The organism is Microbulbifer sp. ARAS458-1 (assembly GCF_045348205.1).
Classification (GTDB): Bacteria; Pseudomonadota; Gammaproteobacteria; order Pseudomonadales; family Cellvibrionaceae; genus Microbulbifer.
On sequence record NZ_CP155838.1, the window covers coordinates 2,749,446 to 2,773,474 of the forward strand.

Sequence of the window (24,029 nt, forward strand, 5' to 3'; positions counted from 1 at the left end):
GAACTCCCTATAGGCTCCGCGCTAAAGTTCTAGCGGATAAGTCACCATGGAAAAGATCCCCGTAGTGCAGGACTACACCCCGGAACCGGACGGTAAGCTGCACGTCAGACTGACCGAAGGTCGCTTTCAGAACCTGCGCAGGTTGACCAGTTGGCCACTGATGGCTCTTTATTTTGCTCTTGTATGGGGGCAGATCAATGGCGAGCCGTTGCTGTTATTTTCCTTCGAACAGCACCGGATACTGTTTTTCGGCAATGCCATCTCGTGGCGGGACCTTTCTCTTCTCGCTGGCCTGCTGATTGCCGCCGCCAGCCTTCTGTTTTTTCTCGCGGTCGCCTGGGGGCGCGTCTGGTGTGGCTTTGCCTGCCCGCAAAGCATATGGACCTGGATGTTTATCCGTATTGAAGACTTCACCGAAGGCAAAGCCCACACGCGAGCGCGCGAAGCACGACTGCCTTTATCGGGTTCAATGATTGTCCGGCGCCTGCTAAAACATCTGCTCTGGAGCGCTCTTGCGCTCGCCACTGCAGTTACATTCGTCGGCTACTTTGTACCCATTCGGGAACTCTTCGCCGACGCTACGCAGCTCCAGCTGTCCGCAGACACCTGGACATGGGTCCTTATCATTGCGCTATTAACCTATCTCAATGCCGGGCTGGTAAGAGAAAAGATCTGCCTGCACGCGTGCCCCTATGCCCGCTTCCAGAGCGTAATGTTTGATTCGGATACGCACACAGTCTGTTATGACAAAGACCGCGGAGAGCCCCGGGCAAGCCGCCGAAAAGGAGATGGGAATGAGGGAGATTGCGTGGACTGTGGTATTTGCCAGCAGGTATGCCCAACCGGAATCGATATTCGCAATGGCCTGCAGGCCGCCTGCATCGACTGCGGCGCCTGCATTGATGCCTGCGATCAGGTAATGACGAAGCTGGAGCGCCCGACGGGATTGATTCGCTTCACGTCCGAAGCGCAATTGACTGGTGAACCAAGCCACATATTACGCCCCCGACTCGCCGGCTATGGCCTCGTGATGCTGTGCGCGTTCACCAGAGTAATTTATGGCTTTACCGATACCACCAAACTACTGGTGGAGATTCGGCGGGATCGTACGGCGCTGTTTACCCGAATTGATCGGCATACGGTGTGCAACAACTACCAAATCAAAGTAGAGGGTTACGAAAAGCAGCAGGGCTCGGTTGCCGTATCACTCGCAGAACCGGGCCGTTTCAAAATTTTCGGCGCACCGAGTATCGACCTCGGGGAAAACAGTGCGACCTGGCTCCCCTACCGCGTCTGTGCCACTGCGCCGAAACACGCAAAAATGACGTTTGCCTTCAAGTTCAGTAGCGGTGATTCGGTAACTACCAAGGAAACCACGTTTCTTACTCGCCGATTTTAGCGGGCATTGGATTGAGCACTCAGACCTGCACGATCACATTCCGCGTGCCGCGGTGGTGCCGATGTTCCCAAAGGTAAATACCCTGCCAGGTGCCTAATAGTAGCTGGCCTTCGTCCATCGGGATGCCGAGGCTACACGCAGTAAGGGAGGCCTTGATATGGGCCGGCATATCGTCCGGCCCCTCAAGTGTGTGGGTATAGAGGGGGTCATTTTCCGGCACCAGCCGGTTCAACCAGTTTTCCAGGTCCACCCGGGCACTTGGATCCGCATTTTCCTGAATCAGCAAACTCGCAGAGGTATGCTGGATAAAGAGGGTGCACAGTCCGCTGCCGAATAAATTCTGACCGGCCAGCCAGCGATTCACCTCTGCGGTAAACTCGTATAGCCCCTGCCCGCTCACTACAATTTCCAATCTACCCAGCGCCATTTCCTGTCTCTTGTTTCTGTCACCTGTAACAGCTGTCCGCAACCGTTTATCTGGAGGCCGCATCCGCTATAATCCGCGCCCCGACGATCCTTCATCCGGTTTCGGCAATCATTCCCATAACGCATCTCAACGACAACGGCTTCACACATGGCTCTTCACCGCGTAAACACCGACGACTACCAGCAACAACTGGACCAGAAAGTGGCCCGCTTGCGGGAAGCCTATACCCCCTACACCGACCTGCAACCGGAGGTATTTCCCTCACCTCCGAGCCACTACCGGCTGCGCGCCGAGTTCAAGATGTGGCAGGACGGCGGCCGTGTGGATTACGCCATGTACAAACAGGGGGAATACAAAAAACCGTTTGTGATTGAAGAGTTTACCGTGGGCTCCGAGCGGATCAACGCCCTGATGCCGCCCTTACTGGATGCCATCAACGGCAGCGAAATCCTGCGCAAACGCCTGTTCTGCACCGAGTTCCTTACCACCCTGAGCGGCGATGCATTGATCACGCTGATCTACCACAAACCTCTGGGTGAAGAGTGGGAAGCGGAAGTACGCACGCTGCAGGAACGTCTGGGCGTTCCGATTCTCGGCCGTTCGCGCAAACAGAAGCTGGTACTGGAGCGGGATTACGTTATCGAGAAGCTCGACATCAATGGGCGGACGTATCAGTACAAGCAGGTAGAAGGGAGCTTTACCCAGCCAAACGGGGAAATCTGCCGATCAATGATCGGCTGGGCGAAGAGCTGCTGTGAAGACAAAACGGGCGATCTGCTGGAGCTGTACTGCGGCAATGGCAACTTCACCATTCCCCTCGCGGAGAATTTCCGCCAAGTGCTGGCGACAGAGATTTCCAAGGTATCGGTGAATGCGGCTCAGGAAAATATCGCAGCGAACGGCGTCGACAATCTGGCCATCCTGCGTTTATCCAGTGAGGAATTTACCCAGGCCATTGATAAGGTGCGGCCGTTTCGCCGCCTGAAAGATTTTGATCTGGACAGTTACGATTTTTCTACCGTACTCGTAGACCCGCCCCGCGCCGGGCTGGATGCGGATACCTGTGCGATGATCGCGCGCTTTCCGCGTATTTTGTATATCTCTTGCAACCCGGAAACCCAGCTGGAGAACCTGGCGGAACTGACCAAAACCCACCGTATTAAGCGCTTTGCGATTTTTGACCAGTTTCCGTATACGGATCATACGGAGTCCGGGGTTTTGCTGGTGAAGAAGTAAGGCGCTAATCGTAGAGCCCGGATAGTAAAGGCCAAAGAAGCTGGATCCCGGATCAAGTCCGGGATGACGGGAGGGCGGGATCGTCATACCGGCGCAGGCCGGTATCCAGTCGCACTGAACCCGACCCGATGCTCCCAACGAAATTAAAAACTCCGCCCCAAAATCCGCTTGGCCGCATCCAGGGCAAAATCCCGGTACTCGCCTTCAATACGTACCATTTCCTTCTCAAACGCGAACTTTTCCTTGCGGGAAAGCTTCTTCCAATCCTCCAGAATCGGAATATGGCTGGTCTTGTCCGCCACCTGATAAAACGCCACAAATTCCTCTTTCACCGCCGGCTCAACCTGCAGCGAATCCAATAGAACACGGATACGCAAGGATGCTTCGGTCAGCCCCACGCCCTCTTCCAGCAGTGTTTTCGCAATAATCTGAATACTGTTGTTCACCCTCTCCCGCTGCGCGTCCGCCGCCGCTTCCAGCTCTGCCAGCTGCTGCGCCTGACGTTTGCGCGCGGCGCGCAGTTCCAGGCAGTAATAAGTGGCGATGGCAGAGAGCACAAGAATAATCAACCCGGCAACTACCAGGATCCACACGGGTACTTCGGTCATGGGAGGTTTACCTTCAACAGTGCCAGCCCGAGGCTGGCGGTCACAATAGAAAAGAGTGTACTGATCGCGATGATGTTGGCGGCAAGCTGGCTGTTGCCACCGAGCGCGCGCGCCATGATAAACGACGCAGAGGCCGTCGGGGTCGCGGCGAGCAGGAACAGGATCGCCATGGACTGGGTATCCAGCCGAAACATCAGGCCTATGCCCAACAGTACCAGCGGCACGATCAACAATTTGAAAGCACTTGCGGCAAAGGCGCCAAATGAGCTGCGGCGAAGCATACTGAGATCCAGCGTCGCGCCGATACACAACAGGGCCAGAGGCAAGGTGACTGAAGCGAGATATTCGCCGGTCTGCACCACCATGTGCGGCAGCTTGAGCCCAACTGCCTTTGCCAGTAACGCCGTAACAATCGCGACGATCAGTGGGTTTCTGGCAATGTCTTTTAGCAGCTTGCTCCAGCTGAACCTGGCCTTCTGGGAATACACTGCAAACAGCGCAACCGCAGCGATATTGTAAAAGATGGTGATGACCGCCATCAGCAGCGCCGCCTGCGCCAGGCCCGCCGGACCATAGGCGTTGGCCGCCCAGGCAAGGCCGATAATACCCAGATTGCCGCGGAAAGCGCCCTGAATAAACGCACTGCGATCCCCGTAGGCCAATGGTCGCGCCACCACCCAGGCCAGGGGAACCGTCAGCATGGTGCCGATCAAGCCCGCCAGTAACAGCGGCCATTCATCACCCAGGTGGGCGTCGGAACCGAAGATATTGAAGAACAGCAGCGCCGGCAGCGTTACCAGAAACACCAGTTTTGACGCATCGTCGACAAAAGATTCACTCAGCAGTTTGACCCGCGCGAGTCCGTAGCCCACTAGTAGGGTAAGAAAAATCGGCGCGGTGACCGCAAGCGCGAAGGAAAAGGTTTCGAAGATCGCGCTCAAAACTTATTCCGCTTCGCTCTCTGTTTCGGTTTCGGTGCCGGTTTCGATTAACGCTTCCTTTTTCGGTTCCGGTGATGGCAGCTTGTGGCTGTCTTCCGCTTTCTCGCGCAGGTCCGCGGCAATCTGCTTGCGGGTCTTGGCACCAAGCTTGCGCAGGCTGTCGATGCGTTTCACCGCATTGCCGCGGCCGGTGGCGAGACGTTTGTAGGTTTCCTGATAGGCCTCATCGGCCTGGCGGATACGGCTGCCGAGGTTATCGAGAGATTCCAGTACCAGTGCAAACTGGTCGTGCAGCTTGCCCGCTTCATCGGCAATTTTTTCCGCGTTTTTATTCTGCTTTTCGTAGCGCCAGATATTTTCCACCGTACGCAGTGTTGCCATCAGGGTGGTGGGGCTGACCAGTACAATCTGACGCTCGTAGGCAAAGCGGAACATCTCCGGGTCTGCCTGCATGGCAAGCATGTACGCCGCTTCAATGGGGACAAAAATAAACACGAAGTCGAGAGTGCGCACCCCTTCCAGCTGCTCGTAGGCTTTTTTATTGAGGCCGGTGATATGGGCCCGCAGAGAATTCACATGCTGTTTCAGTGCTGCGGTGCGTTCCTCGTCGGTTTCTGCGGACGCATAGCGCTCGTAGTCCACCAGCGAGACCTTGGAATCGATGATCAGGTCTTTGTTCTCCGGCAGGCGCACAATCACGTCCGGCTGGCGACGGCGGCCATCGCTGGTAAAGCTCACCTGAGTTTCGTATTCTCGGCCCTTCTGCAGGCCGGATTCCTCCAGCAAGCGCTCCAGCACCACCTCACCCCAGTTGCCCTGGATCTTGCGGTCGCCTTTAAGCGCAGAGGTCAGGTTGAGCGCCTCGTCGCTGATGCGCTGGGTCTGTTCCCGCAGCGCCTTGATCTGCCCCATCAGGCTGTTGCGTTCGGCATTCTCACGGTCGTAGACATGCTCTACCCGTTTACGGAAATCTCCCAATTGGCGCTCCAGCGGGTCCAGACTCTTGCGCAGGCTGTCTTCACTGCGGCGCTGGAAAGCCTGCTGCTTCTCTTCAAAGATGCGATTGGCCAGGTTTTCAAACTGCTGGGTCATGCTGGCGCGGGTCTGCTCCAGCTGCTGCTTCTGCTCTGCGAGCGCGGCCTCACCCTTCTCTACCAGTACCTGATAACGGGCCAGCTGGGTGGATTTTGTATCCAGCTCCGCGCGCAACTGCTGGATATCCAGCTCGTAACGGGATTCCTGCTCGCGGCTGCTGTTGAGCTGCGCCTGCACCACCTGGTGCTCTCCCTGCAGCGCCTGCAAGCGCCGGTTGACCGCAGAGCGACTGATCCATGCAGCGATGGTCACAAATAGCACAGCCAATACACCCGCCAGCACCGCTTGCTCTAGAGTGACCTGGAGAGGAAACGAAATCATAGAAAACTCTTAAACTTATTGAGGTGGCCCGGAATACCCAGGCGACGCGCTGCGGGCAAATGACCTGCCAGTCCCGGCGCTGAATGCGGTATTCTTGGCCCGATTAGCACACCCTGCCAACGTGAGCGGGTTGCCGAATTGAGGGAAACAGGTTTTCGTTATGCCCAATGGAAGCGGCCATTCTAACAAGGCCCCCAGCGCATTGATATTCGATTCCGGCGTCGGAGCCATCAGTATTGCCCGCGAGATCCGCCGGCAGATACCCGCGCTCACACTGCATTTCGGGGTCGATAACGGCTTTTACCCCTACGGCACCAAAAGCGAGGAGGAGCTGCGTCCGCGTATCGTTGAGCAGGCCTCCGCCATGATGGCAGCCACCGGGGCCGATATTCTCGTGGTGGGCTGCAATACCGCCAGCACCTTGGCCCTGCCACAACTGCGTGAAGCCCTGAGCCAGCCCGTTGTTGGTGTCGTTCCGGCAATCAAACCCGCGGCCCAGGAGACCGAAAGTGGTGTTATCGCCCTCATCGCCACCGAGGGTACCGTCAACCGCCGCTATACCCGCGAGCTGATCGAGCAGTTCGCCAATGGCTCCCGGGTAATCAATGTGCCGGCACCTGAACTGGTGCGGCTGGCTGAAGCAAAACTCCGTGGCGACAGCATCTCCGCCGCCGACCTGGAGCCGGTACTGCGCCGTATATTTCACACCGCCGGTGGCGACAAAGTGGATATCGCGGTGCTTGCCTGTACCCATTTCCCCCTATTGCGAGAAGAACTGGACGCGTTTGCGCCACGGCGTATCCGCTGGCTCGACTCCGGCCCGGCCATCGCCCGTCGTGTGCAATGGTGGCTGGAGGAACTGAACCTGGTGCTACCAGAGACGGCAGGCGCAAGCCAGCTACTGAGTAGCGCCCCGGACGCAGAGCATCGGATCGCCCTCGCCTTTGCCGAGTTCTCGCCCGCCCAGCGACTGCCAGTAAGCTAACTGGTGATTATTTAGCCCGCCCGCGACCGTTGACAGGTCCCCCGCAAAACGCGACTGTTACCCGCAATACACGCCCATAAAATTTTAAGAATCAGGTTCGCCTTTCCATGCTGCAACCGGCATTCCCTGTCCTGCAAATTCTCGCGCAACTCCCACCCGGAGGCCTGCTGCTGACACCCAACAACCGCCTGCGCAATCGCTGCCAGCAGGTGTATGCCAGCGAACAGCCTGCCGGCGCCAGCTGGGCACCGCCCGCGGTGGAGTCCATGCAGGGCTGGCTGGATAAATTGTGGTTCTCCCTGCAACAGCAAGGTTGGCAACCGGCGATGCAGCAGGTACTGAACCGCGAGCAACGCCAGCTGCTGTGGCAGCGGGCATTCGATGAAGCGCTGGAAAGAGAATTGCTGAACAGCCTGCAGCTGTGCCGCGACGCGGACGGGGCGCTGGCACAATTACTTCAGTGGCAGCTGGTGCGCGACCTGGATCAGCTCGACAGTGCCATCGATCCGTTGCTGGAGCAATTCGCCCTGTCCCTGAGCGCCGACGAATTCCCGCTGTTCCGTATGATTCGAGCTTTCTCGCATCAGTTGCGCCTACACAATGCCATTACTCCAGACCAGCGCGATCAGCTGATTCTGCAGGCGTTCAACGAGGGCGCACTGCCGAAACTGCCGCAGATCGATACCGCCGGTTTCGCGCAGATATCGCCGCTGCACAAATCCATCATCGAAAACGCAGCCGAGAACGGCGCCGAGAAAGTCATCAACCACTCGGCAAGAAAACGCCAGGCAACAATCACCCGGGCCGCCTGTACCAACCTCGAAGAAGAGCTATACCAGGCCGCACGATGGGCGGAACAGAAGCTCGAACAAAGTGCCGCGACGAACAGCCGCGCCAGTGTCGGCATTGTGGTCAACAACCTCGGCCAGTGCCGCGCCCAGGTGGAATCCATTTTTGCTCGCGTGCTGGAACCACAATTTCTCGACCCGGCGCAACCGCGCTACACCTTGCCATTTAACTTCTCCGCCGGTACCCCACTCGCGCAGACACCGATCGGCGCCGCCGCATTGCAGTTGCTTGAACTCCTTGCGGACGAATGGGATTACTCGCAACTGAGAAACATCCTGTTCAGTCCCTTCTGGGGAAATGAAGACGAACTGTGGCTGCGCAGCGCCCTGTTCCGCCGCTTGCGCAAACTGGAGCTGCGCAAAGTCACCGGCGATACCCTGCGATACTGGGCAGAACGCATCACCGAAGAGCTGAAACTCGACACCGCCCAACTACCGCGACAACTGGAGCAGATCGGCGACCGCCAGCGGCGCTGGCAGCGCGCGCCCGCGGAAATCTGGGCCGCGCGTTTCTCCGAAATTTTCACTCTTTTAGGCTGGCCTGGCGAACGCAATCCAGACAGTCAGGAATACCAGCAGCTGATGCATTGGGAAATAGCGCTGGAAAGCTTTGCCACGCTTTCTGCCTTCGCAGGATCGCTAACGACGACACAGGCGCTGCAGCAATTGCGCCAGATCGCCAGTCGCACGCCGTTTCAGGCGGAAACCCGCGATGGCCCCCTGCAGATTCTCGGTGTTCTCGAAGCCGGGGGCCTGGCCTTCGATCACCTGCGTTTGGTGGGCTTCGGCCAGCAGCAGTGGCCTACCGCCCCGGCGCCCAACCCGCTAATTCCAATCCAGTGGCAGAAATACTGGAAAATGCCCCGCGCCAGCGCCGAGCGCGAGCTGGAACTCGCCCGGGAACTCACCGACGACCTGCTGAATGCCAGTGGCGATATCGTGGTCAGCTATGCCTGCGAGGAAGACGGTGTGCACCAGGGGCTAAGCAATCTGTTTGGCGAGCGCGAGGAAGCGGAAACCTTCGACAGCGACGGCCTGACGGAATACAACCAGCGACTGACCAAAGCAACAACATTGGAAAAAGTCTCCGACACCAGGCTACCGCCGCTCATGCCCGCAGAATGTGAGCGCGTGCGAGGCGGTGCCTCGGTCCTGAAGGCACAAGCACTGTGCCCGCTGAACGCTCAGTTACGCTACCGCCTCGGCGCCAGTGATTTCATGTCCCCCAGCATCGGCCTCAGCCCTGCAGAACGCGGCAACCTGGTGCACCAGGTGCTGGCAGAATTCTGGCAAGCCTGCAGCGACTCAACCCAACTCAAGGCGCTGAGCGAAAGCGAGCGCAATCAACAGATCGAATGTGCGATCGATAATGCGCTGCGCAATATGCGCAAAAAACACGGGCACCTGCCCACTGGCTTCTGGGCCATGGAGCAACAGCGACTGTTGCGCCTGATGGAGCAGTGGCTGGAACTCGAAGCCGAGCGCCCCGCGTTTCGCGTGGAGAAAATCGAATGGGATCAACAGGTCTCCATCGGCGGACTGCAATTCAACCTGCGCCTCGACCGGCTCGATCAACTCGACGGTGGCGAGCAACTGGTCATTGACTACAAAACCGGAACGCCCAGCATCAACGAATGGTTGCAGGAGCGAATTCGCGAGCCCCAGCTCCCCCTTTACGCCCTCTTCCAACCACAAGCCCAGGCCATCGCCTTCGGTCAGGTGCGCACCAGTGATTGCAAATGGAGCGGCTGCGGTGAACTGCAGCAGCCCATCAACGGCATCAAGCCCGTGGGAGACATCCAGAAAGACGCTCCCTTCACCACCTGGCAGGACCTCAGCGACTACTGGCGCCAGGGCCTGGAACGCCTCGCCGGCGAATACCGCAACGGCGTCGCCACACTCCAGTTCGACCGCCCACAGGACAACACCAATCAGAGCGAACTCTGGCCGTTAAATCGCTGGCCGGAACGGGAGCAAGCAGCACAATGACCAAAGCAGTACCCAATCCGGCAGTCTTCCAGCCCATCGACGCCGAAGCCCGTACCCGCGCACTGGATATTACCCGCAGTTTCGCTGTATCTGCGCCCGCCGGTTCCGGTAAAACCGGACTGCTCACCCAGCGTGTTCTGAAGTTGCTGGCCAGTTGCCAGCAGCCGGAAGAAGTCCTCGCCATCACCTTCACCCGAAAAGCCGCGGGAGAGATGCGCGAACGCTTGATCGAGGCGCTTCAGACTGCGCGGGATACTATAAGACCCGAGAATCCGCACGATGCCATTACCTGGGATCTGGCCAGTGCACTGCTGGCGCGGGATCGCGAACTGAACTGGCAGCTGCTGCAGATGCCCCAGCGCCTGCGGATCCAGACCATCGATGGCCTGTGCCGCAGCCTTGCCAGCCAGTTGCCGATCGAAAGCGGCCTGGGTGCTCCGGGAGAACCGCTGGAACAGACCCAGGTCGCCTTTGAAATGGCGGTGGTGAACCTGCTCAAGTCCCTGGATGGTGACGAGGCGGATACCGCCCTGCAACAACTGCTGCTACATCTGGACAATGACCTGGGTCAGCTCAACAAACTGTTGCAGATTCTGCTGGAAAAACGCGACCAGTGGCTGGGGCCATTGCTTGGTGTGGGGCACGAAGGTGCACAGGATTATTTTCACTTTGCCATTGATGAGCTGGTAACGGATCGTCTCACAGAGCTGGCTGAATGCCTGTCTGTTTATCAGGGTGAATTGCTGGAACTGGCGGATTTTGCCGGCAGCTACCTGCGCGACAATTCCGTGGCCCATCCACTGGCGGCATGCGCGGGTATTGTCGAATTGCCCGGCACTGACGCCAGTGCCCTGCCCCACTGGCTGGCGCTGATCAATATGCTGGTCACGGACAAAAATGGCCCGCGCAAGCGCGTGGACAAACGCCACGGTTTCCCCACAGAAAAAGAAGTGCCCGGGGCCGATACCTACAAGAGCCGGCTTTACGCACTATCTGCGGAATTGAGTGAAAACACCTCCGTAACGGAAGCGTTCAACGAAACCCGCAATCTACCCACGGGTTTGCAGGAAAGCCAGTGGGAGCTGCTACAGGCGCTGGCGCAGGTGCTGCCAAAACTGGTCGCCCAATTAAAGCTGGTGTTCCAGCAACTGGGTGCCACCGACTACACCGAGGTCGCCCAGGCCGCACTGATTGCCCTCGGAAATAGTGACGAGCCCACAGACCTGGCACTGAAACTCGATCTGCAAACCCGGCATATTCTGGTCGACGAATTTCAGGACACCTCGCAGATGCAGTTGCAACTGCTGGAGAAGCTCACCGCCGGCTGGGAACCCGGTGACGGGCGCACCCTCTTTATCGTTGGCGACGGCATGCAGTCCTGTTACGGGTTCCGCAACGCCAACGTGGGTATTTTCCTCGACGCCCGCGCCCGCGGTATCGGCCACGACGACAACCGGGTGCCCCTGGAACCACTGGACCTGCAGGTGAACTTCCGCTCTGAAGGTGCCGTGGTGGAATGGGTGAACGATACTTTCCAGAAAGCATTCCCTGCGCAGGACAATATCAGTCGCGGCGCTGTGCGCTATCTGCAGTCTCACGCGTTCAAGAGCAGCAAGTGGCCGGCGCCGGCAGTGAATTTCTACGGTTGCGTGAATGACGAAACTCGTGATCTGGAAGCGGAACAGGCGGTAAAACTGGTAAAGGCATTGCGGGAGCAAGACCCCGAGGGCCGCATTGCGATCCTGGTCCGCAAGAAAAAACACCTCGGCCGCATACTACCTGCATTGAGCGCCGCCGGTATTGCCTTTCGGGCGCCCGACCTGGCGCCGCTGGCCAGCAAAATGGTGGTGCTGGACCTGCTCAGCCTTACCCGCGCCCTGCTCGACCCCAGTGACCGCATTGCCTGGCTTTCCGTATTCCGCGCGCCCTGGTGTGGACTGCAATTAACGGACCTGTACACCCTCGCCAATTGGGGCAATCAAACCGGTGACGGAACAGAAAACCGCGTACCGACTGACGGCAGCGCCCGCCCATTGATTATGGCGCTGCAAGAGATCGACGAGATTCCGCTGTTGAGTGACGACGCCCGCGAGCGACTGCATCGCTGTGCAGAGTCGATACATCAAGCCTGGCAACAACGGGGCCGTAAACCCCTGCGCACCTGGATCGAAGGCCTGTGGCTCGCCCTAGGTGGCCCGGCAACCGTAGCCCACAAAAGCGAACTGGATAATGTGCAGGACTTCTTCCAGCTACTGGAAAAGTTCGACACCGGCAGCACCATTGCCGACTGGACCCAGTTCTACAACGCACTGGAAAAACTGTTCGCCCGCCCCGGCCAGGATGCCAGTGTGCAGGTGATGACCATTCACAAATCCAAGGGTTTGGAGTTCGAGCACGTTCTGATTCCCGGGCTCGACCAGGGCGGCAAGCCCGGCGGCGACCAGTTACTGCGCTGGGCCGAGTGGCTAAATAGCGAAGGCGAAAGCCGCTTTATGCTCGCCCCGAAAAGCGCCCGCGGCGACAAAGACCCGCTGTTTGACTACCTGCGTCACGACAACAGCGAACGGGAGCGTTTAGAAGGCACCCGATTGCTTTATGTTGGATGCACCCGCGCCATCCGCTCCCTGCATCTGCTCGCCTGCGTAAAACGGGACGAAAAGAAAGGAACCCTCAAGCCACCTGGCGCCGCCGCACTATTGGCCTGTATCTGGCCATCCATTCCTAAAGAAGAAGCGAGCAACTGGTGCCACTGGCCGGAAGCACCCAAGCAGGAAGACGGCGAATCGCGTGTGCGCAAGGATTACGACTATCTTTTGCGTCTGCCACAACCCTGGGACAGGCCGGCTGCTCCCACACGGGACTGGTTGAGCCAGTACCGCACACCGGATTACAAACCGACGGAGCTGACAGAAGCTAGCGAGCCCAACCTACCAGACATGGGCCTGGTCGCATTGCGCTGGTTCCGCCACGCGGGCACGGTAGCCCACGAAACCCTGGCAACTCTCACCGAATCACCCGCGATGCTAGACAAGACACCGGCAGAGCTCAGCGAACGACTACGCCCTCTCTGGGACTTACGCCTTGCACAGGCCGGGCTCAGTGGCAGCAATCTGGAAAAGGCCCGGGAAAAAGTTGAGCAGGCAGTGGTGAATACTCTGAATTGCGAGACGGGACGCTGGCTGCTTGATGCCAGCCATAGGGACTCCGCGGCGGAACTGGAACTACACAGCGGCGGCCGACAGCTGAGACGCAATATCATCGACAGAACCTTTATCGATGACACCAATACCCGCTGGATTGTCGACTACAAGACCGCAGAGCCAATCGCCGGTGAAATCGAGGAAGCCTTTCTCGACCAACAGCTGGAGAAGTACCGGGGCCAGCTGGAAAACTACCGCCGCCTGTTTTATCAGCGCGGAGAAAGGTCTATCCGCTGCGCGCTCTACTTCCCATTGCTGCAGCGGCTGATTGAGCTTCCTCCGGAATAACACAGAGGGAATTCATCCTATCCAGAGGGCAAGGAATACAGCCATCTGACATTCCATCCCACTGACGCACGATTTTAAATGACAGGTATTGCGCCCACTCTCGAAAGCCGTGACACCTAAAACTGTTTCAAATGAAACCCTAGCTCTGCTCCCGACCACTAGGTAGCATAACTGCCCCGCAGCGTACGCCCTGCGGGCACGGACGCGTAAAAAATTATCGAAAAGTAGTGAATTGACCATGACCACGCAGCAGTTTGACGACCTGAACGTCGTCTCCCAGGACATCCTGATTACCCCGGAAGCGCTGAAATCGGAACTGCCCGTCAGCGAAGCTGCCGAAGCCTCGGTAGCCGCCGGACGCGCCGCAGTGCGCGACATTCTGGACCGCAAAGACCACCGCTTGATGGTTGTGATCGGCCCCTGTTCCGTTCACGACGTGGATGCGGCCATCGATTATGCCAAGCGCCTCAAGGCGCTGGCGGACAAGGTCTCTGACACCCTGCTGATTGTCATGCGTGTGTATTTTGAAAAGCCCCGTACCACCGTAGGCTGGAAGGGCCTGATCAACGACCCGCATCTGGACGATTCCTTCAAGATTGAAGACGGCCTGCATATCGGTCGCAAGCTGCTGCTGGATATTGCCGAGCTGGGCCTGCCCACCTCCACCGAGGCACTGGACCCCATCTCCCCGCAGTACCTGCAGGATCTGATTTCCTGGTCCGCCATCGGCGCACGCACCACCGAGTCCCAGACTCACCGGGAAATGGCCAGTGGTCTCTCCTCCGCTGTGGGCTTCAAAAACGGCACAGACGGCAGTCTGGAAGTGGCCATCAACGCCCTCCAGTCCACCGCCAATCCGCACCGCTTCCTGGGTATCAACAAAGAAGGCCAGGTAGCCATCATCCACACCGCCGGCAACAAATACGGCCATGTGGTATTGCGCGGCGGTAATGACAAGCCAAACTACGACTCCGTCAGCGTTGCCATGTGTGAAAAGGAACTGGAAGCCGCCGGTCTGGTGCCAAATATCATGGTCGACTGCAGCCACGCCAACTCCAACAAAAACCACGAGCTGCAACCGCTGGTGGTCGACAATGTGACCCACCAGATTCTGGACGGCAACAAGTCCATCATCGGCATCATGGTGGAAAGCAACCTCAAAGCCGGCAACCAGAAGATCAATAAAGACCGCAGTAAAATGGAGTACGGTGTGTCTGTCACAGACAAGTGCATCGACTGGGAAACTACTGAATCCCTGCTACTGAGTATGGCAGAACAGCTGCGCAATCCGTTGAAGGAGCGCATGGGGTAAAATCCAGCATAAACCGGGTTTCCCTATCAAAAAAAGGTCGGCATTGCCGGCCTTTTTTGTTTATAAACATACAGGATCACGCGCATATACAATCTAGACCCAAAAACATCTACCGCGCGCCAATTTATCAGGTAGTCCATCCGCGCGGCCCTACCAGATTCAACAGTGAACACAACCAATAAAATGCACAGAAGGAGCTGAATGCCAATGCCGGGCCCTAGATCCGCTTGCCCCCAATACAAAATCATTTGTATTGCCGAAACTGAACGTATAATTTAAGCGGGAATCGAGCCACCGGAAGGAGATTCCAAGTGTCCAAGCAATCAGTATCGACTGAGTTCTCCGCAAAACTACTGCGCCCGAAAAGCTCGGAAGGTGCTGAAAACTGGGCCTTCGTAATTCTTCCGGGTGAAGTCAGCGCGACCCTTCCGAGGCGCGGGCGCACCAGTGTCGACGGCTCCATCAACGGCCACGAATTTCGAGCGCTCCTCGAGCCCGACGGGAAAAAGAGCCATTGGCTCAAGATCGATAAAGACTTAATGAAATCCGCTGGCGCAGTTCACGGTGATATTGCAGAATTTGAGATTGAAGCAGTAGAACAGGAACCCGAGCCAGAGGTACCTGCAGATCTGAAACAAGCGCTAACCGCCTCGCCACAGTCCAAGGCAATCTGGGACGCAACAACGACCATCGCCCGTATCGACTGGATTCACTGGGTCGAATCCGCCAAGCAGGCAAAGACCCGTACAAAACGTATTCAGGATGCCTGCAACATGCTCGCAGAGGGGAAAAAGCGGGTTTGCTGTTTTGATACTTCCGGTTTTTACAGCAAGGCGCTGAGTGCACCGAAAACTGCGGAATAGTACGTTGGCGAGCTAGCTGGAAATAATCACCAGTAGAGCCAGTAGCGCACCACACCAACAGCCACAGTGATCGTCGATACCAGTCAAATCTGGCCTCCTGACGCAAATGGCTCTGGATCACTCCCGCGTACAGATCCGGGTTGTGTCGCGACGCGTCAACAACCTCTCCACCAATTACCTCTCCACCAATTACCTCTCCACCAATTACCTCTCCACCAATTACCTCTCCACCCACATTTTCACCGCGACCCAACTCGCGATTGGTACTCCCGTCATCAGTGCGCTGCCACGTAAAACTCAGAAATTTCACTTGGCCAGACCCGCCACTTTAAACCAGCACAGCGCACCAACTGCCACTGACTTGTCTTCAGACCATGATCACAGCCTTTTTACGTTTATACAATGTTGTAAGCCCGGTCAAAAAAGTAAGGCCACCCGGGGGTGGCCTTACCTATTACTGTGTGGTGTTTTCAGATATGCGGTTACTGCACCATCTGTCTCGCGGGATCGTAGATTCGCTCCCACATAGCCACCATGGATTCCGACGATGTCTCGAGGTCGGTTACGTCCGCTCCCACCTCATTCAGATCCCAAAGCAGTGCGGGCAGCAAACCGATATGCGCCGTGCCTTTCTCGTTGTATTCCTGTACATAATCCGGCCAGTTCGGGTCCGCCGCTCCCTGGGCTCCAGCCTGCGCTAACCGGGTGGGCTCATCCGGCGCGGTTGCGCAGGCATCGGCACCAAATCTCGGAGGATTCATTTCGATAAATCCGTTGAAGTCGGAAGCAAACGCGGTTTTCACCCCGCGATCAGCAGCGTACCGATAGAACTGGGCAATTGATCGTGAAGATCCGTCGCAGTTATTCGCCACGCCCGACGCCGGGTAATCCTTCATTCGCTGGAGACCGGTGCGCAAACCGATGACACCGCCGGTCGTGCGGTAAAACTCCAGGGTCTCATCGGTAGTGACGTGTTCATTCAGAATATCTCGATCTTCCTGATACAGCAGTTCGTCGATGCGCGTATGGGAGTTAAACAAAGGGTAGTAGTTGTGATCCTGGGATACGACCTGATAAATCTCGCGCTGGGATTTGAGCGGTAGATGCGCCATATCGATGATCATGTTTAGCCGGATCATTTCGTCCAAGAGCTGGTACCCACGCGCACTCATGCCGATGTCGTTATGGACTCCATCACTGGCCTCAGCGTACGCCACATCACCGGTATACCAGGCCTTCAACTGGGTGACGATCTCAAAAATATCCTGGTGGTACGCGGCGCCGGAAAAGTCGTTATTGGTTTGGTGCGCGATCTGCAGCGCTCGCACGCCCATATCGTATACATCGTATAGTTGCTCTCGCCAGGGGCCGTCGGATTCGGGGAACAGGTTGCTGGCTTCGATGGCAAGAATCACCGCCAGTTTTCCTTCGGCGATCGCACGACGGGCATGCCAGGGATCGAGTACGATTTCAAACCAGTCTTCCGATTCGTCCATCTTTTTCAGCTCGGTGATCTGGTGCCGGACTGATTCCATATCGAAGGGAGCGATACGGTTATCATGGTTACCGGACGCAATCATACCCGCGGCAAGCGTCTGGTTGGCAACGACGGACGCAACCATCAAGGTCAGCCCCCGCTCATGGGCATCTTTTAACCATTCAGACGTGACCTGCTGGTGCTTGATGTCGTTCCAGCGCGGCCAGTTGATAAAATCAGGATATCCACTGGTTTCGCCGAGATGCGCCTTGCCGAGCTCATGAATTTCGATTCCCAGCGGCTCCAGGGTGCCATGGTTGTCCCCGCTACACATAGTGACCTGCGTCATAAGATCACCAGGCTGGTGGCTCCCCCAATACCACCCCTTGCTGTACGCGAGATCCGCGGTTTGATGCACGTGAACATCGGCAAAGCCGGGAACAGGCCCTGTCGGCGCACTCGTATCAGGCACCCACGGCTGACCTTCTGAAGGATTGCGCAGCAAATCGAATCGTATACGTGCGCTGCCGACCGCCCCGATACCTACCGCGTGAATCGATAAACGCTTGCCCTTCAGACCGCTGTATGACCGTATTACTTGGTCGCCGATGTTGCGACGCCCGCCGCTGAATTTGACCTCGTCCAGCTTCTGTACGTTTCCGCTCTCATCTGTGGCACACACCACTTCAACGACTCCGCCACCAAGCCAGCTACCGTGTTCCTTGGTAAATTTGATGGTAATTTGATCGACATCGAGGGCGTGCGGCTGAATAAACCGCTTGTCGGTAAAGGCCACAATTTCAGAAGTCTGATTGGTTACCAGCCTTCGCGGTCCGATGGTTCCGGGGCCATTTTCACTCTGAATTTCTGACATCATGTCATACAGGTTGTATATGACGTCTGTATCCCCGCAGCTATATGCCACAGCTTTTCCGCAGCCCAGTGCCACGGCACATACCACACCCGCAAATAACATTTTCATTATCGTTCTCCTCATCACCTCGCTATGGGTGAGAAAACGATATGAGACAGGTTTCGGTATTTCCTTCGTGTGGCAAACTTTTGACGGAAGAATATTTTCTTCAATGAAATCAATTGTTTGTAAAATACAAAGAAACGATCAAATACAGGCGAGTACGGTTTCAGGCATTTTCAAATGCCCTCTTTTCCGGAACTGGGCAGGCGTCATACCCGTGTCGGCCTTAAAGTTCGCATAGAACACGGAATTACTGCTGAAACCGCTGGCCAGCATGATGTCCGTAACAGAGCGGGCGCGCATTTCGGGATCGGCAAGCATCTGCTTGGCCGCCTTTACCCGGTACCGGTTGATGTAGTCGTAGAACCCGATATCGAGGTGGTGGCTGAACATTTTCGTCAGCTTTGCTGGCTGCGTATTCAGGTCTTTCGCCAAAGCCTGAAGCGACAGGTCGGAATCCAGGTAACAGCGAGTAATCCGCATATAGTGATGCAGTCTGTCCGCCAGGGCAGCGAGGCTGTCTTTTGCAACGGAATACCGCCACGACTGCCGAACACGTTCGACGTCCGTCTCACCAGAAATGGAACTTGGTTCACGTATTAGAATTGCGACAAAGCTGATCACAAACACGATCAAACCCAGTACCAGCACGTGCCGCAATGACACCTCAAACTGCATGAGTGCGAGCGTTCCGATCAACAACCACAGGCAGTAGTAGGAACCAACAAAGTAGTGCAACCAGGGTCGGTGCAAAGGCACCTTCCCGTCGTACTGACGCACTCTTCGGTGATATTCCACAAGCACGAAAGGTGAATAGACAAGGAGCTGAATGAGAATCACCCAGACCGTGCCCTCATCGGACGGCCACTGCCAGTTACTGAATTCCAGGCTGGTTCGGTAGTAACTGAGTTTGTTTACTGCATCACTGAGCCAGAACGGCACCGTTGCGAGAATGGCAATCAGGGAAGGAATGAAATGTGCAGCGACCAGTAACGGGTGCATCGACCGGCCATTCAGGTTGCGCAGATACAGGTAGGCCAAGGGTGCAAAGGCTATGTCCAGCGGGTCCATCAGAAAAATCAGCCCGGTGAACCTTTCCGCCATGCCATAGCGAACCAGTGACATTTGCAGAGCCGCCGACCCCAAAATGCACAGGAACAGGCGCAAGGTCCAGGGAAGGTTTTTTGACGGCGACACTATCGCTACCAGAGAAGCCATCAAAAAACAGGAAAACCCAATAGGCAGAATCCAATCATCCAGCATATTTTTATTCTTTTGCCAGAAAAGTGTTTCCCTCACATTAAGAGCTAGTGCCTAGAAAATCAAGAGAATCAAAAGAGAGTATCTCTGGGGCTTTCTCCATCAGAATTCCAGCATCCAGACCACCTCATCTGCTGCGACCTTGCCCTTCAGCCCCCCTTCCACGGGCACGGAATCAATTTTCTCAACACGGTAGCCAGCTTCATACAAGGCACGAATGGCCGAGTCGTTCACACAGAATGGTGGTCCCGGCAACTGATTCTGATCGTAGTCAAAGCTGATCAAGAGTTGCGGCGCCGCCCGGGTAATCTTGATCAGGTGATTGGCGTATTCGCTGCGCATGGATTCGGGCAGGGCCACGAGCGCCGCCCGGTCGTAGATACCATCGACCGCCCCCAGGGATGATTCCGTGAGTTCGAAAATATCACCAACAAATACTTCGACACCGTCACCGTAGTATTTCTTCAGTTCTCCGAGTTCCTCGATTTGAGGAGTCATTGCCAATTGCTCAAAGAGCTGAATCACAGCAGCTTCACTCAGCTCTGCCCCCACTATGCGGTACCCCTCACCGAGCAGCCAGCCTATATCCAGCGTCTTTCCGCAAAGTGGCAGGAAAAGGCGGTCGCCTTTTTCAAGCTTCAGCCGGTGAAGGTGTTTCACCAGCAGTGGATGCGCTTCACTGTTATGAAAACCAATTTCATTTTTGCGCCACTTTTCCAGCCAGAATGATTTTTCCATGGATCTTCGCGCTCCCCGTTAAAGTACTGCCACTGTCGATTCATCTTCACGTTTTACGATCTTGTGCTGATCTTCACTCAGGCCATATTTCCAGTAGCTGGAGATATACAGAAGCTTCGGATCTGTCGCGCGCCCCTCACGAAAATACGCACGAAACCGCCGCATGCTGGAGAATTCACAGGCACACCAGACAGACGGCGCACCTTCACGCCACGGCATTTCGGCTACCGCATCGAACAACGCCTCGCCCGGCGAGGACGGATTACGAGACACCACCCAGACGATGTCGACTCCGGGCGGACATGAAAGAGACTGGCGATCCGCCTCACTTGCTATTTCAATCACCACAGTACCTTGCGCCGTATTCGGTAGTAGCGCCAGGTTCACACTGATTGCGGGCAACGCGGTCATATCACCTACTAGTAAAAACCAGTCGCCGGCGGGGTTGATCAGCTTCCGGGGCCCGGGACCTCCAACCAGTATGCGGTCGCCCGGTTGTGCGCCCAGCGCCCAGCTGCCTGCCGGCCCCGGGTGATCGTGCACGACGAAGTCCACATCGATTTCATTTTCACGCTGATTGCGGATGGTGTACGTGCGCATCAGCGGTTTCTGGCCTTCGCCCTGCTCGAACAGCAGTTTGATATATGCACTCTCCTGGTCCGCCGGAAACCCCAAGATACCTTCACCGCCCAGTGTGACTCTCAACATGTTTGGTGTGATAAAACGGGTCTGTATAACCTCCAATGCTCGTGGTGCGGGTCTGGACATACTATCGGCCTCCTTCAGATTCTTTCGAGAGATTTGCCACCATTCGCGCGGTGAGATCGGCAAACTGGGAGAGCTCGCGTGTACTCAGGCTGCGCGTCATCGCCTTCGCTGTTTCCTGTTCCGCCGTCATCAGTTCGGCCAGAACCGCCTTGCCCTGCTCGGTTGGGAACAGGAGATAGCTCCGCCCATCATTCGGATTCGGACGCTTCTCAATCAGCTTCTCTGCAATCAGCTCCTTCAACACGCGCGTTATCTGGGCCTTGTCGCGCTGCATGCGCTGGGCAATGGATTGCGCGGTGGATTCCGGGTTGCGGCAGATCCCTTTGAGTGCACGGATATGGGTGATCGGCAACCCGAGATCCCGCCGCGACACCTCTTCGCGCAGGCGACCGCGATAGCCGTGCATCAAGCGATGCAGATTGTCGCTCAGTGTTGATTCACTCATAGATTGCGCTCACGAAAATTCTTTACCAGACCGCTTCGACCTCTGCCCAGAGTCGGGCGGACAAAATTTGATTGACACTATCAACAATAAATAATAAAGGTGACACTGTCAACCATTTGATCGTACGCGCCCTCCTCCACCCATCTTCGGACCGGTATAATCGCGCCATGAAAGAATTGCCCATCCAGGACGTTCTGCCAGCCCTGCTGGAGAGCCTGACCGAACATCCAAATATCGTATTACAGGCCCCTCCCGGGGCCGGTAAAACCACCGCGGTCCCATTGGCACTGCTCAAATCCTCGTGGCTGAAAGACCGCAGGATCATCATGCTGGAACCGCGGCGACTGGCAGCGCGCTCCGCCGCCGCGCGCATGGCCGATATTCTGGGGGAACCCCTCGGCAAAACCATCGGCTACCAGATTCGCGGAGAGCGTAAAGCCAGCGATAACACCCGGATCCTGGTGGTTACCGAAGGTATTCTTACTCGGCTTCTGCAGTCCGACCCGGAACTCGCGGACACGGCACTGGTAATTTTCGACGAATTTCACGAGCGCAACTTGCAGGCGGACCTGGCACTGGCACTCTGTCTACAGGCTCAGGAAGTGCTCAGGGAGGACCTCAAGTTGCTGGTGATGTCGGCAACACTGGACGCAGATGCCGTGGCCAGCCTGCTCGGCGATGCCCCCGTGATTACCAGCGAGGGGCGCGCCTTTCCCGTGGAAATCGAGTACCTGCCTCATCGCGAAGTGCCGCAGGACGCACGCCAGCTCCCAGCACTGGTCAGCCGCAAGATTCAGGAGCTGATGGCGCAGCAAGATGGCAGCCTGTTGGCGTTCTTGCCTGGCGTACGGGAGATTCGCGCGGTTGAGGAAGCACTAAACAACGCGTTTACCGGAAACACGCACATCACGGTCGCACCCCTTTACGGCGATCTGAACAAGCAACAGCAGGACGCGGCCATCGCTCCCTGCCCCGACGGCAAGCGCAAAATCGTACTGGCTACCAACGTCGCAGAAACATCCATTACGATTGAGGGTATCCGTCTGGTGGTCGATTCTGGCTTGATGCGGGAATCCCGGTTTGACCCGAACACCGGCATGAACCGCCTGGTGACAACCCAGATTTCCCAGGCGTCTGCCACACAGCGCACAGGTCGTGCCGGTCGCCTCAGCGCAGGTCACAGCCTGCGCCTGTGGAGTGAATCGACCCAGCGGAGCATGGCGAAAAAAAGTGCTCCGGAAATACTCCTCAGCGACCTGGCGCCAGTGATGCTGGATCTGGCTCAGTGGGGCGTCACGGACACCACGGAACTGCGCTGGCTTGATCTTCCACCACCAGGACCTACCGCTCAAGCCAGGGCGCTGCTGCAGGAGCTTGGGGCACTGGATGACAACCTGCGCATCACCGAGCACGGCGAGGCAATGCTCAGACTCGGGGCGCATCCGCGACTGGCCCACATGATGCTTTGCGGCAACACCCTGGGGCTCGGCCGGGAAGCCAGTGTGATCGCGGCTCTACTTTCCGAGCGTGATATTTTCCGCGGCGAGCAACGCTGGGACAGAGATATACGCAAGCGCCTGGAGGTGCTGACCGGGGTCAGGAGCAATGCTCGGGCAGATCAGAGCACCGTGCACCGCATACGGCAACAGGCGAAAGCCTGGCAAGCGCAACTACCCAAAAGCGACCGCAGCCAGCGCACCACTCCCCACCAGCAGGATATCGCCGGGGTACTGCTTGCCTACGCCTACCCCGACCGAATTGCGCAGAATAGGCACGATCGCGAACGACGTTTTCTGCTGTCCAATGGTCGCGGAGCACACTTTTCCCACGACGACGAACTGGCACATGCGGATTATCTGGTTGTTGCTGATCTCGATGGCCAAGGGCGCGACGCGCGTATCCAACTGGCCGCACAGATTTCCGCCGATGCGCTTTTTACGGTTTGCCAACATCAGATCAATCGAGAGACCTCTGTACGCTGGGATGATCTGGCCGGACGCGCAATTGCCAGTGAGCAGACCCGGCTCGGTAAATTGATTCTCGAAGACAAGCCGGCCCGAGAGTTTTCACCCGAAATGCTGAGCCGCGCGTTACTTGATGCGATTCGGCAGCGAGGACTGCGAAGTCTGCCGTGGGATGATGAGAGTGAGAACCTTCTTGCGCGCGTACGCTTCCTGAAATCACACCAGTCGGAACATCCCGACCTTATAGATGCAGATGAACTGCCGGATTGGGGTGAAAACGCCCTGCTCCAATCCATGGAACGCTGGTTGCTCCCCCATATGCAAGGGCTGAATAAACTCGACCAACTCAAACAGCTGGACTTGCAGGCCATCTTACTTGCTCAACTGGAATGGTCCACACAACAAAAACTGAATCAGTTGGTGCCGCCACAGTTACAGGTCCCGAGCGGGTCACGCATTACCATACGCTATACAGAGTCGCCCCCCGTGCTTCCTGTACGTCTTCAGGAAATGTTCGGCCTGCAGCAGACTCCGACCATTCTCAACGGTCGGTATCCGCTGATGATCCACCTGCTATCCCCTGCGCAGCGCCCGGTACAGGTTACCCGCGACCTCGCCAGTTTCTGGGAAAACACTTATCACGAAGTAAAAAAAGAGCTGCGCATCCGATATCAGAAGCATTTCTGGCCGGATGACCCTGCAAATGCACAGGCTACGAACAAAACCAAAAAGCGTATGGGCAGCTAACGGGATGGATTCTCTACACGATAAAATGCTCTCGTCCAAACAAGTTTCCCGGATACGCACTGACGCGGAGCAATTCCTGCCAAATTTCACAGTTCACGAGTCTCACTTTCAGTTTGGACAGGATCTGGGACGCAAGGTCCCG

At 56.8% G+C, this 24,029-nt stretch carries 17 protein-coding genes; 8 read left to right on the top strand and 9 right to left on the bottom strand.

Annotation, left to right across the window (positions count from 1 at the left end):
• Positions 1-46: 46 nt before the first annotated feature.
• Positions 47-1,399, top strand: a complete 1,353-nt coding sequence (gene ccoG, locus AAFH99_RS11390; RefSeq protein ID WP_406827785.1) for a cytochrome c oxidase accessory protein CcoG — start codon at positions 47-49, stop codon at positions 1,397-1,399.
• 19 nt (positions 1,400-1,418) lie between these two features.
• On the opposite strand, the gene AAFH99_RS11395 is transcribed toward ccoG, so the two are convergent.
• Entirely contained in the window at positions 1,419-1,826 is a 408-nt protein-coding gene (locus tag AAFH99_RS11395) for a secondary thiamine-phosphate synthase enzyme YjbQ (protein WP_406827786.1), read from the bottom strand.
• Between the two features lie 147 nt (positions 1,827-1,973).
• Between AAFH99_RS11395 and trmA the strand changes: the two genes are divergently transcribed.
• Positions 1,974-3,062, top strand: coding sequence for a tRNA (uridine(54)-C5)-methyltransferase TrmA (gene trmA / locus AAFH99_RS11400; protein ID WP_406827787.1), 1,089 nt, complete (start codon positions 1,974-1,976; stop codon positions 3,060-3,062).
• 143 nt (positions 3,063-3,205) lie between these two features.
• Here trmA and AAFH99_RS11405 read toward each other — a convergent pair whose 3' ends face one another.
• The 3 genes from AAFH99_RS11405 to rmuC are packed head-to-tail and all read right to left on the bottom strand — an operon-like array spanning position 3,206 to position 6,027.
• The gene (locus AAFH99_RS11405; protein ID WP_043316085.1) at positions 3,206-3,670 is read right to left on the bottom strand and encodes a DUF2489 domain-containing protein; all 465 of its coding nucleotides are present in this window, start codon (positions 3,668-3,670) and stop codon (positions 3,206-3,208) included.
• A complete protein-coding gene (locus AAFH99_RS11410; protein ID WP_406827788.1) occupies positions 3,667-4,611 on the bottom strand; it encodes an AEC family transporter in 945 nt (314 codons plus the stop codon). Before AAFH99_RS11410 ends, AAFH99_RS11405 begins: the two co-directional genes overlap by 4 nt.
• 3 nt (positions 4,612-4,614) lie before the next feature.
• Entirely contained in the window at positions 4,615-6,027 is a 1,413-nt protein-coding gene (rmuC, locus tag AAFH99_RS11415; protein ID WP_406827789.1) for a DNA recombination protein RmuC, read from the bottom strand.
• A 160-nt stretch (positions 6,028-6,187) separates the two neighbouring features.
• Between rmuC and murI the strand changes: the two genes are divergently transcribed.
• From murI to AAFH99_RS11440, 5 genes are all read left to right on the top strand, one after another.
• Positions 6,188-7,012, top strand: coding sequence for a glutamate racemase (gene murI / locus AAFH99_RS11420; RefSeq protein WP_406827790.1), 825 nt, complete (start codon positions 6,188-6,190; stop codon positions 7,010-7,012).
• 107 nt (positions 7,013-7,119) lie between these two features.
• Entirely contained in the window at positions 7,120-9,849 is a 2,730-nt protein-coding gene (locus AAFH99_RS11425) for a PD-(D/E)XK nuclease family protein (RefSeq protein WP_406827791.1), read from the top strand.
• Positions 9,846-13,337, top strand: a complete 3,492-nt coding sequence (locus AAFH99_RS11430) for a UvrD-helicase domain-containing protein (RefSeq protein WP_406827792.1) — start codon at positions 9,846-9,848, stop codon at positions 13,335-13,337. Before AAFH99_RS11425 ends, AAFH99_RS11430 begins: the two co-directional genes overlap by 4 nt.
• 238 nt (positions 13,338-13,575) lie before the next feature.
• Positions 13,576-14,649, top strand: coding sequence for a 3-deoxy-7-phosphoheptulonate synthase (locus tag AAFH99_RS11435; protein WP_043316075.1), 1,074 nt, complete (start codon positions 13,576-13,578; stop codon positions 14,647-14,649).
• Between the two features lie 311 nt (positions 14,650-14,960).
• A complete protein-coding gene (locus tag AAFH99_RS11440; protein WP_406827793.1) occupies positions 14,961-15,512 on the top strand; it encodes a YdeI/OmpD-associated family protein in 552 nt (183 codons plus the stop codon).
• Positions 15,513-15,994: 482 nt separating this feature from the next.
• Here the strand turns inward: AAFH99_RS11440 and AAFH99_RS11445 are convergent, their stop codons facing one another.
• The 5 genes from AAFH99_RS11445 to AAFH99_RS11465 all read right to left on the bottom strand — a co-directional run bounded on the left by AAFH99_RS11445 (position 15,995) and on the right by AAFH99_RS11465 (position 21,176).
• Complete coding sequence (locus AAFH99_RS11445; protein ID WP_406827794.1) at positions 15,995-17,971, bottom strand: membrane dipeptidase; 1,977 nt, start codon at positions 17,969-17,971, stop codon at positions 15,995-15,997.
• 138 nt (positions 17,972-18,109) lie between these two features.
• Positions 18,110-19,162, bottom strand: a complete 1,053-nt coding sequence (locus tag AAFH99_RS11450) for a helix-turn-helix domain-containing protein (protein WP_406827795.1) — start codon at positions 19,160-19,162, stop codon at positions 18,110-18,112.
• A 165-nt stretch (positions 19,163-19,327) separates the two neighbouring features.
• A complete protein-coding gene (gene tmpT / locus AAFH99_RS11455) occupies positions 19,328-19,963 on the bottom strand; it encodes a thiopurine S-methyltransferase (RefSeq protein ID WP_043316065.1) in 636 nt (211 codons plus the stop codon).
• Positions 19,964-19,981: 18 nt separating this feature from the next.
• A complete protein-coding gene (locus tag AAFH99_RS11460; protein WP_406827796.1) occupies positions 19,982-20,731 on the bottom strand; it encodes a siderophore-interacting protein in 750 nt (249 codons plus the stop codon).
• A gap of 1 nt (position 20,732) precedes the next feature.
• Positions 20,733-21,176: a MarR family winged helix-turn-helix transcriptional regulator gene (locus tag AAFH99_RS11465; RefSeq protein WP_043316063.1), complete on the bottom strand. Its 444-nt coding sequence runs from the start codon at positions 21,174-21,176 to the stop codon at positions 20,733-20,735.
• 167 nt (positions 21,177-21,343) lie between these two features.
• Here AAFH99_RS11465 and hrpB point away from each other — a divergent pair, with 167 nt between their 5' ends.
• A complete protein-coding gene (hrpB, locus tag AAFH99_RS11470) occupies positions 21,344-23,887 on the top strand; it encodes an ATP-dependent helicase HrpB (protein ID WP_043316062.1) in 2,544 nt (847 codons plus the stop codon).
• The last annotated feature ends 142 nt before the right edge of the window (positions 23,888-24,029 follow it).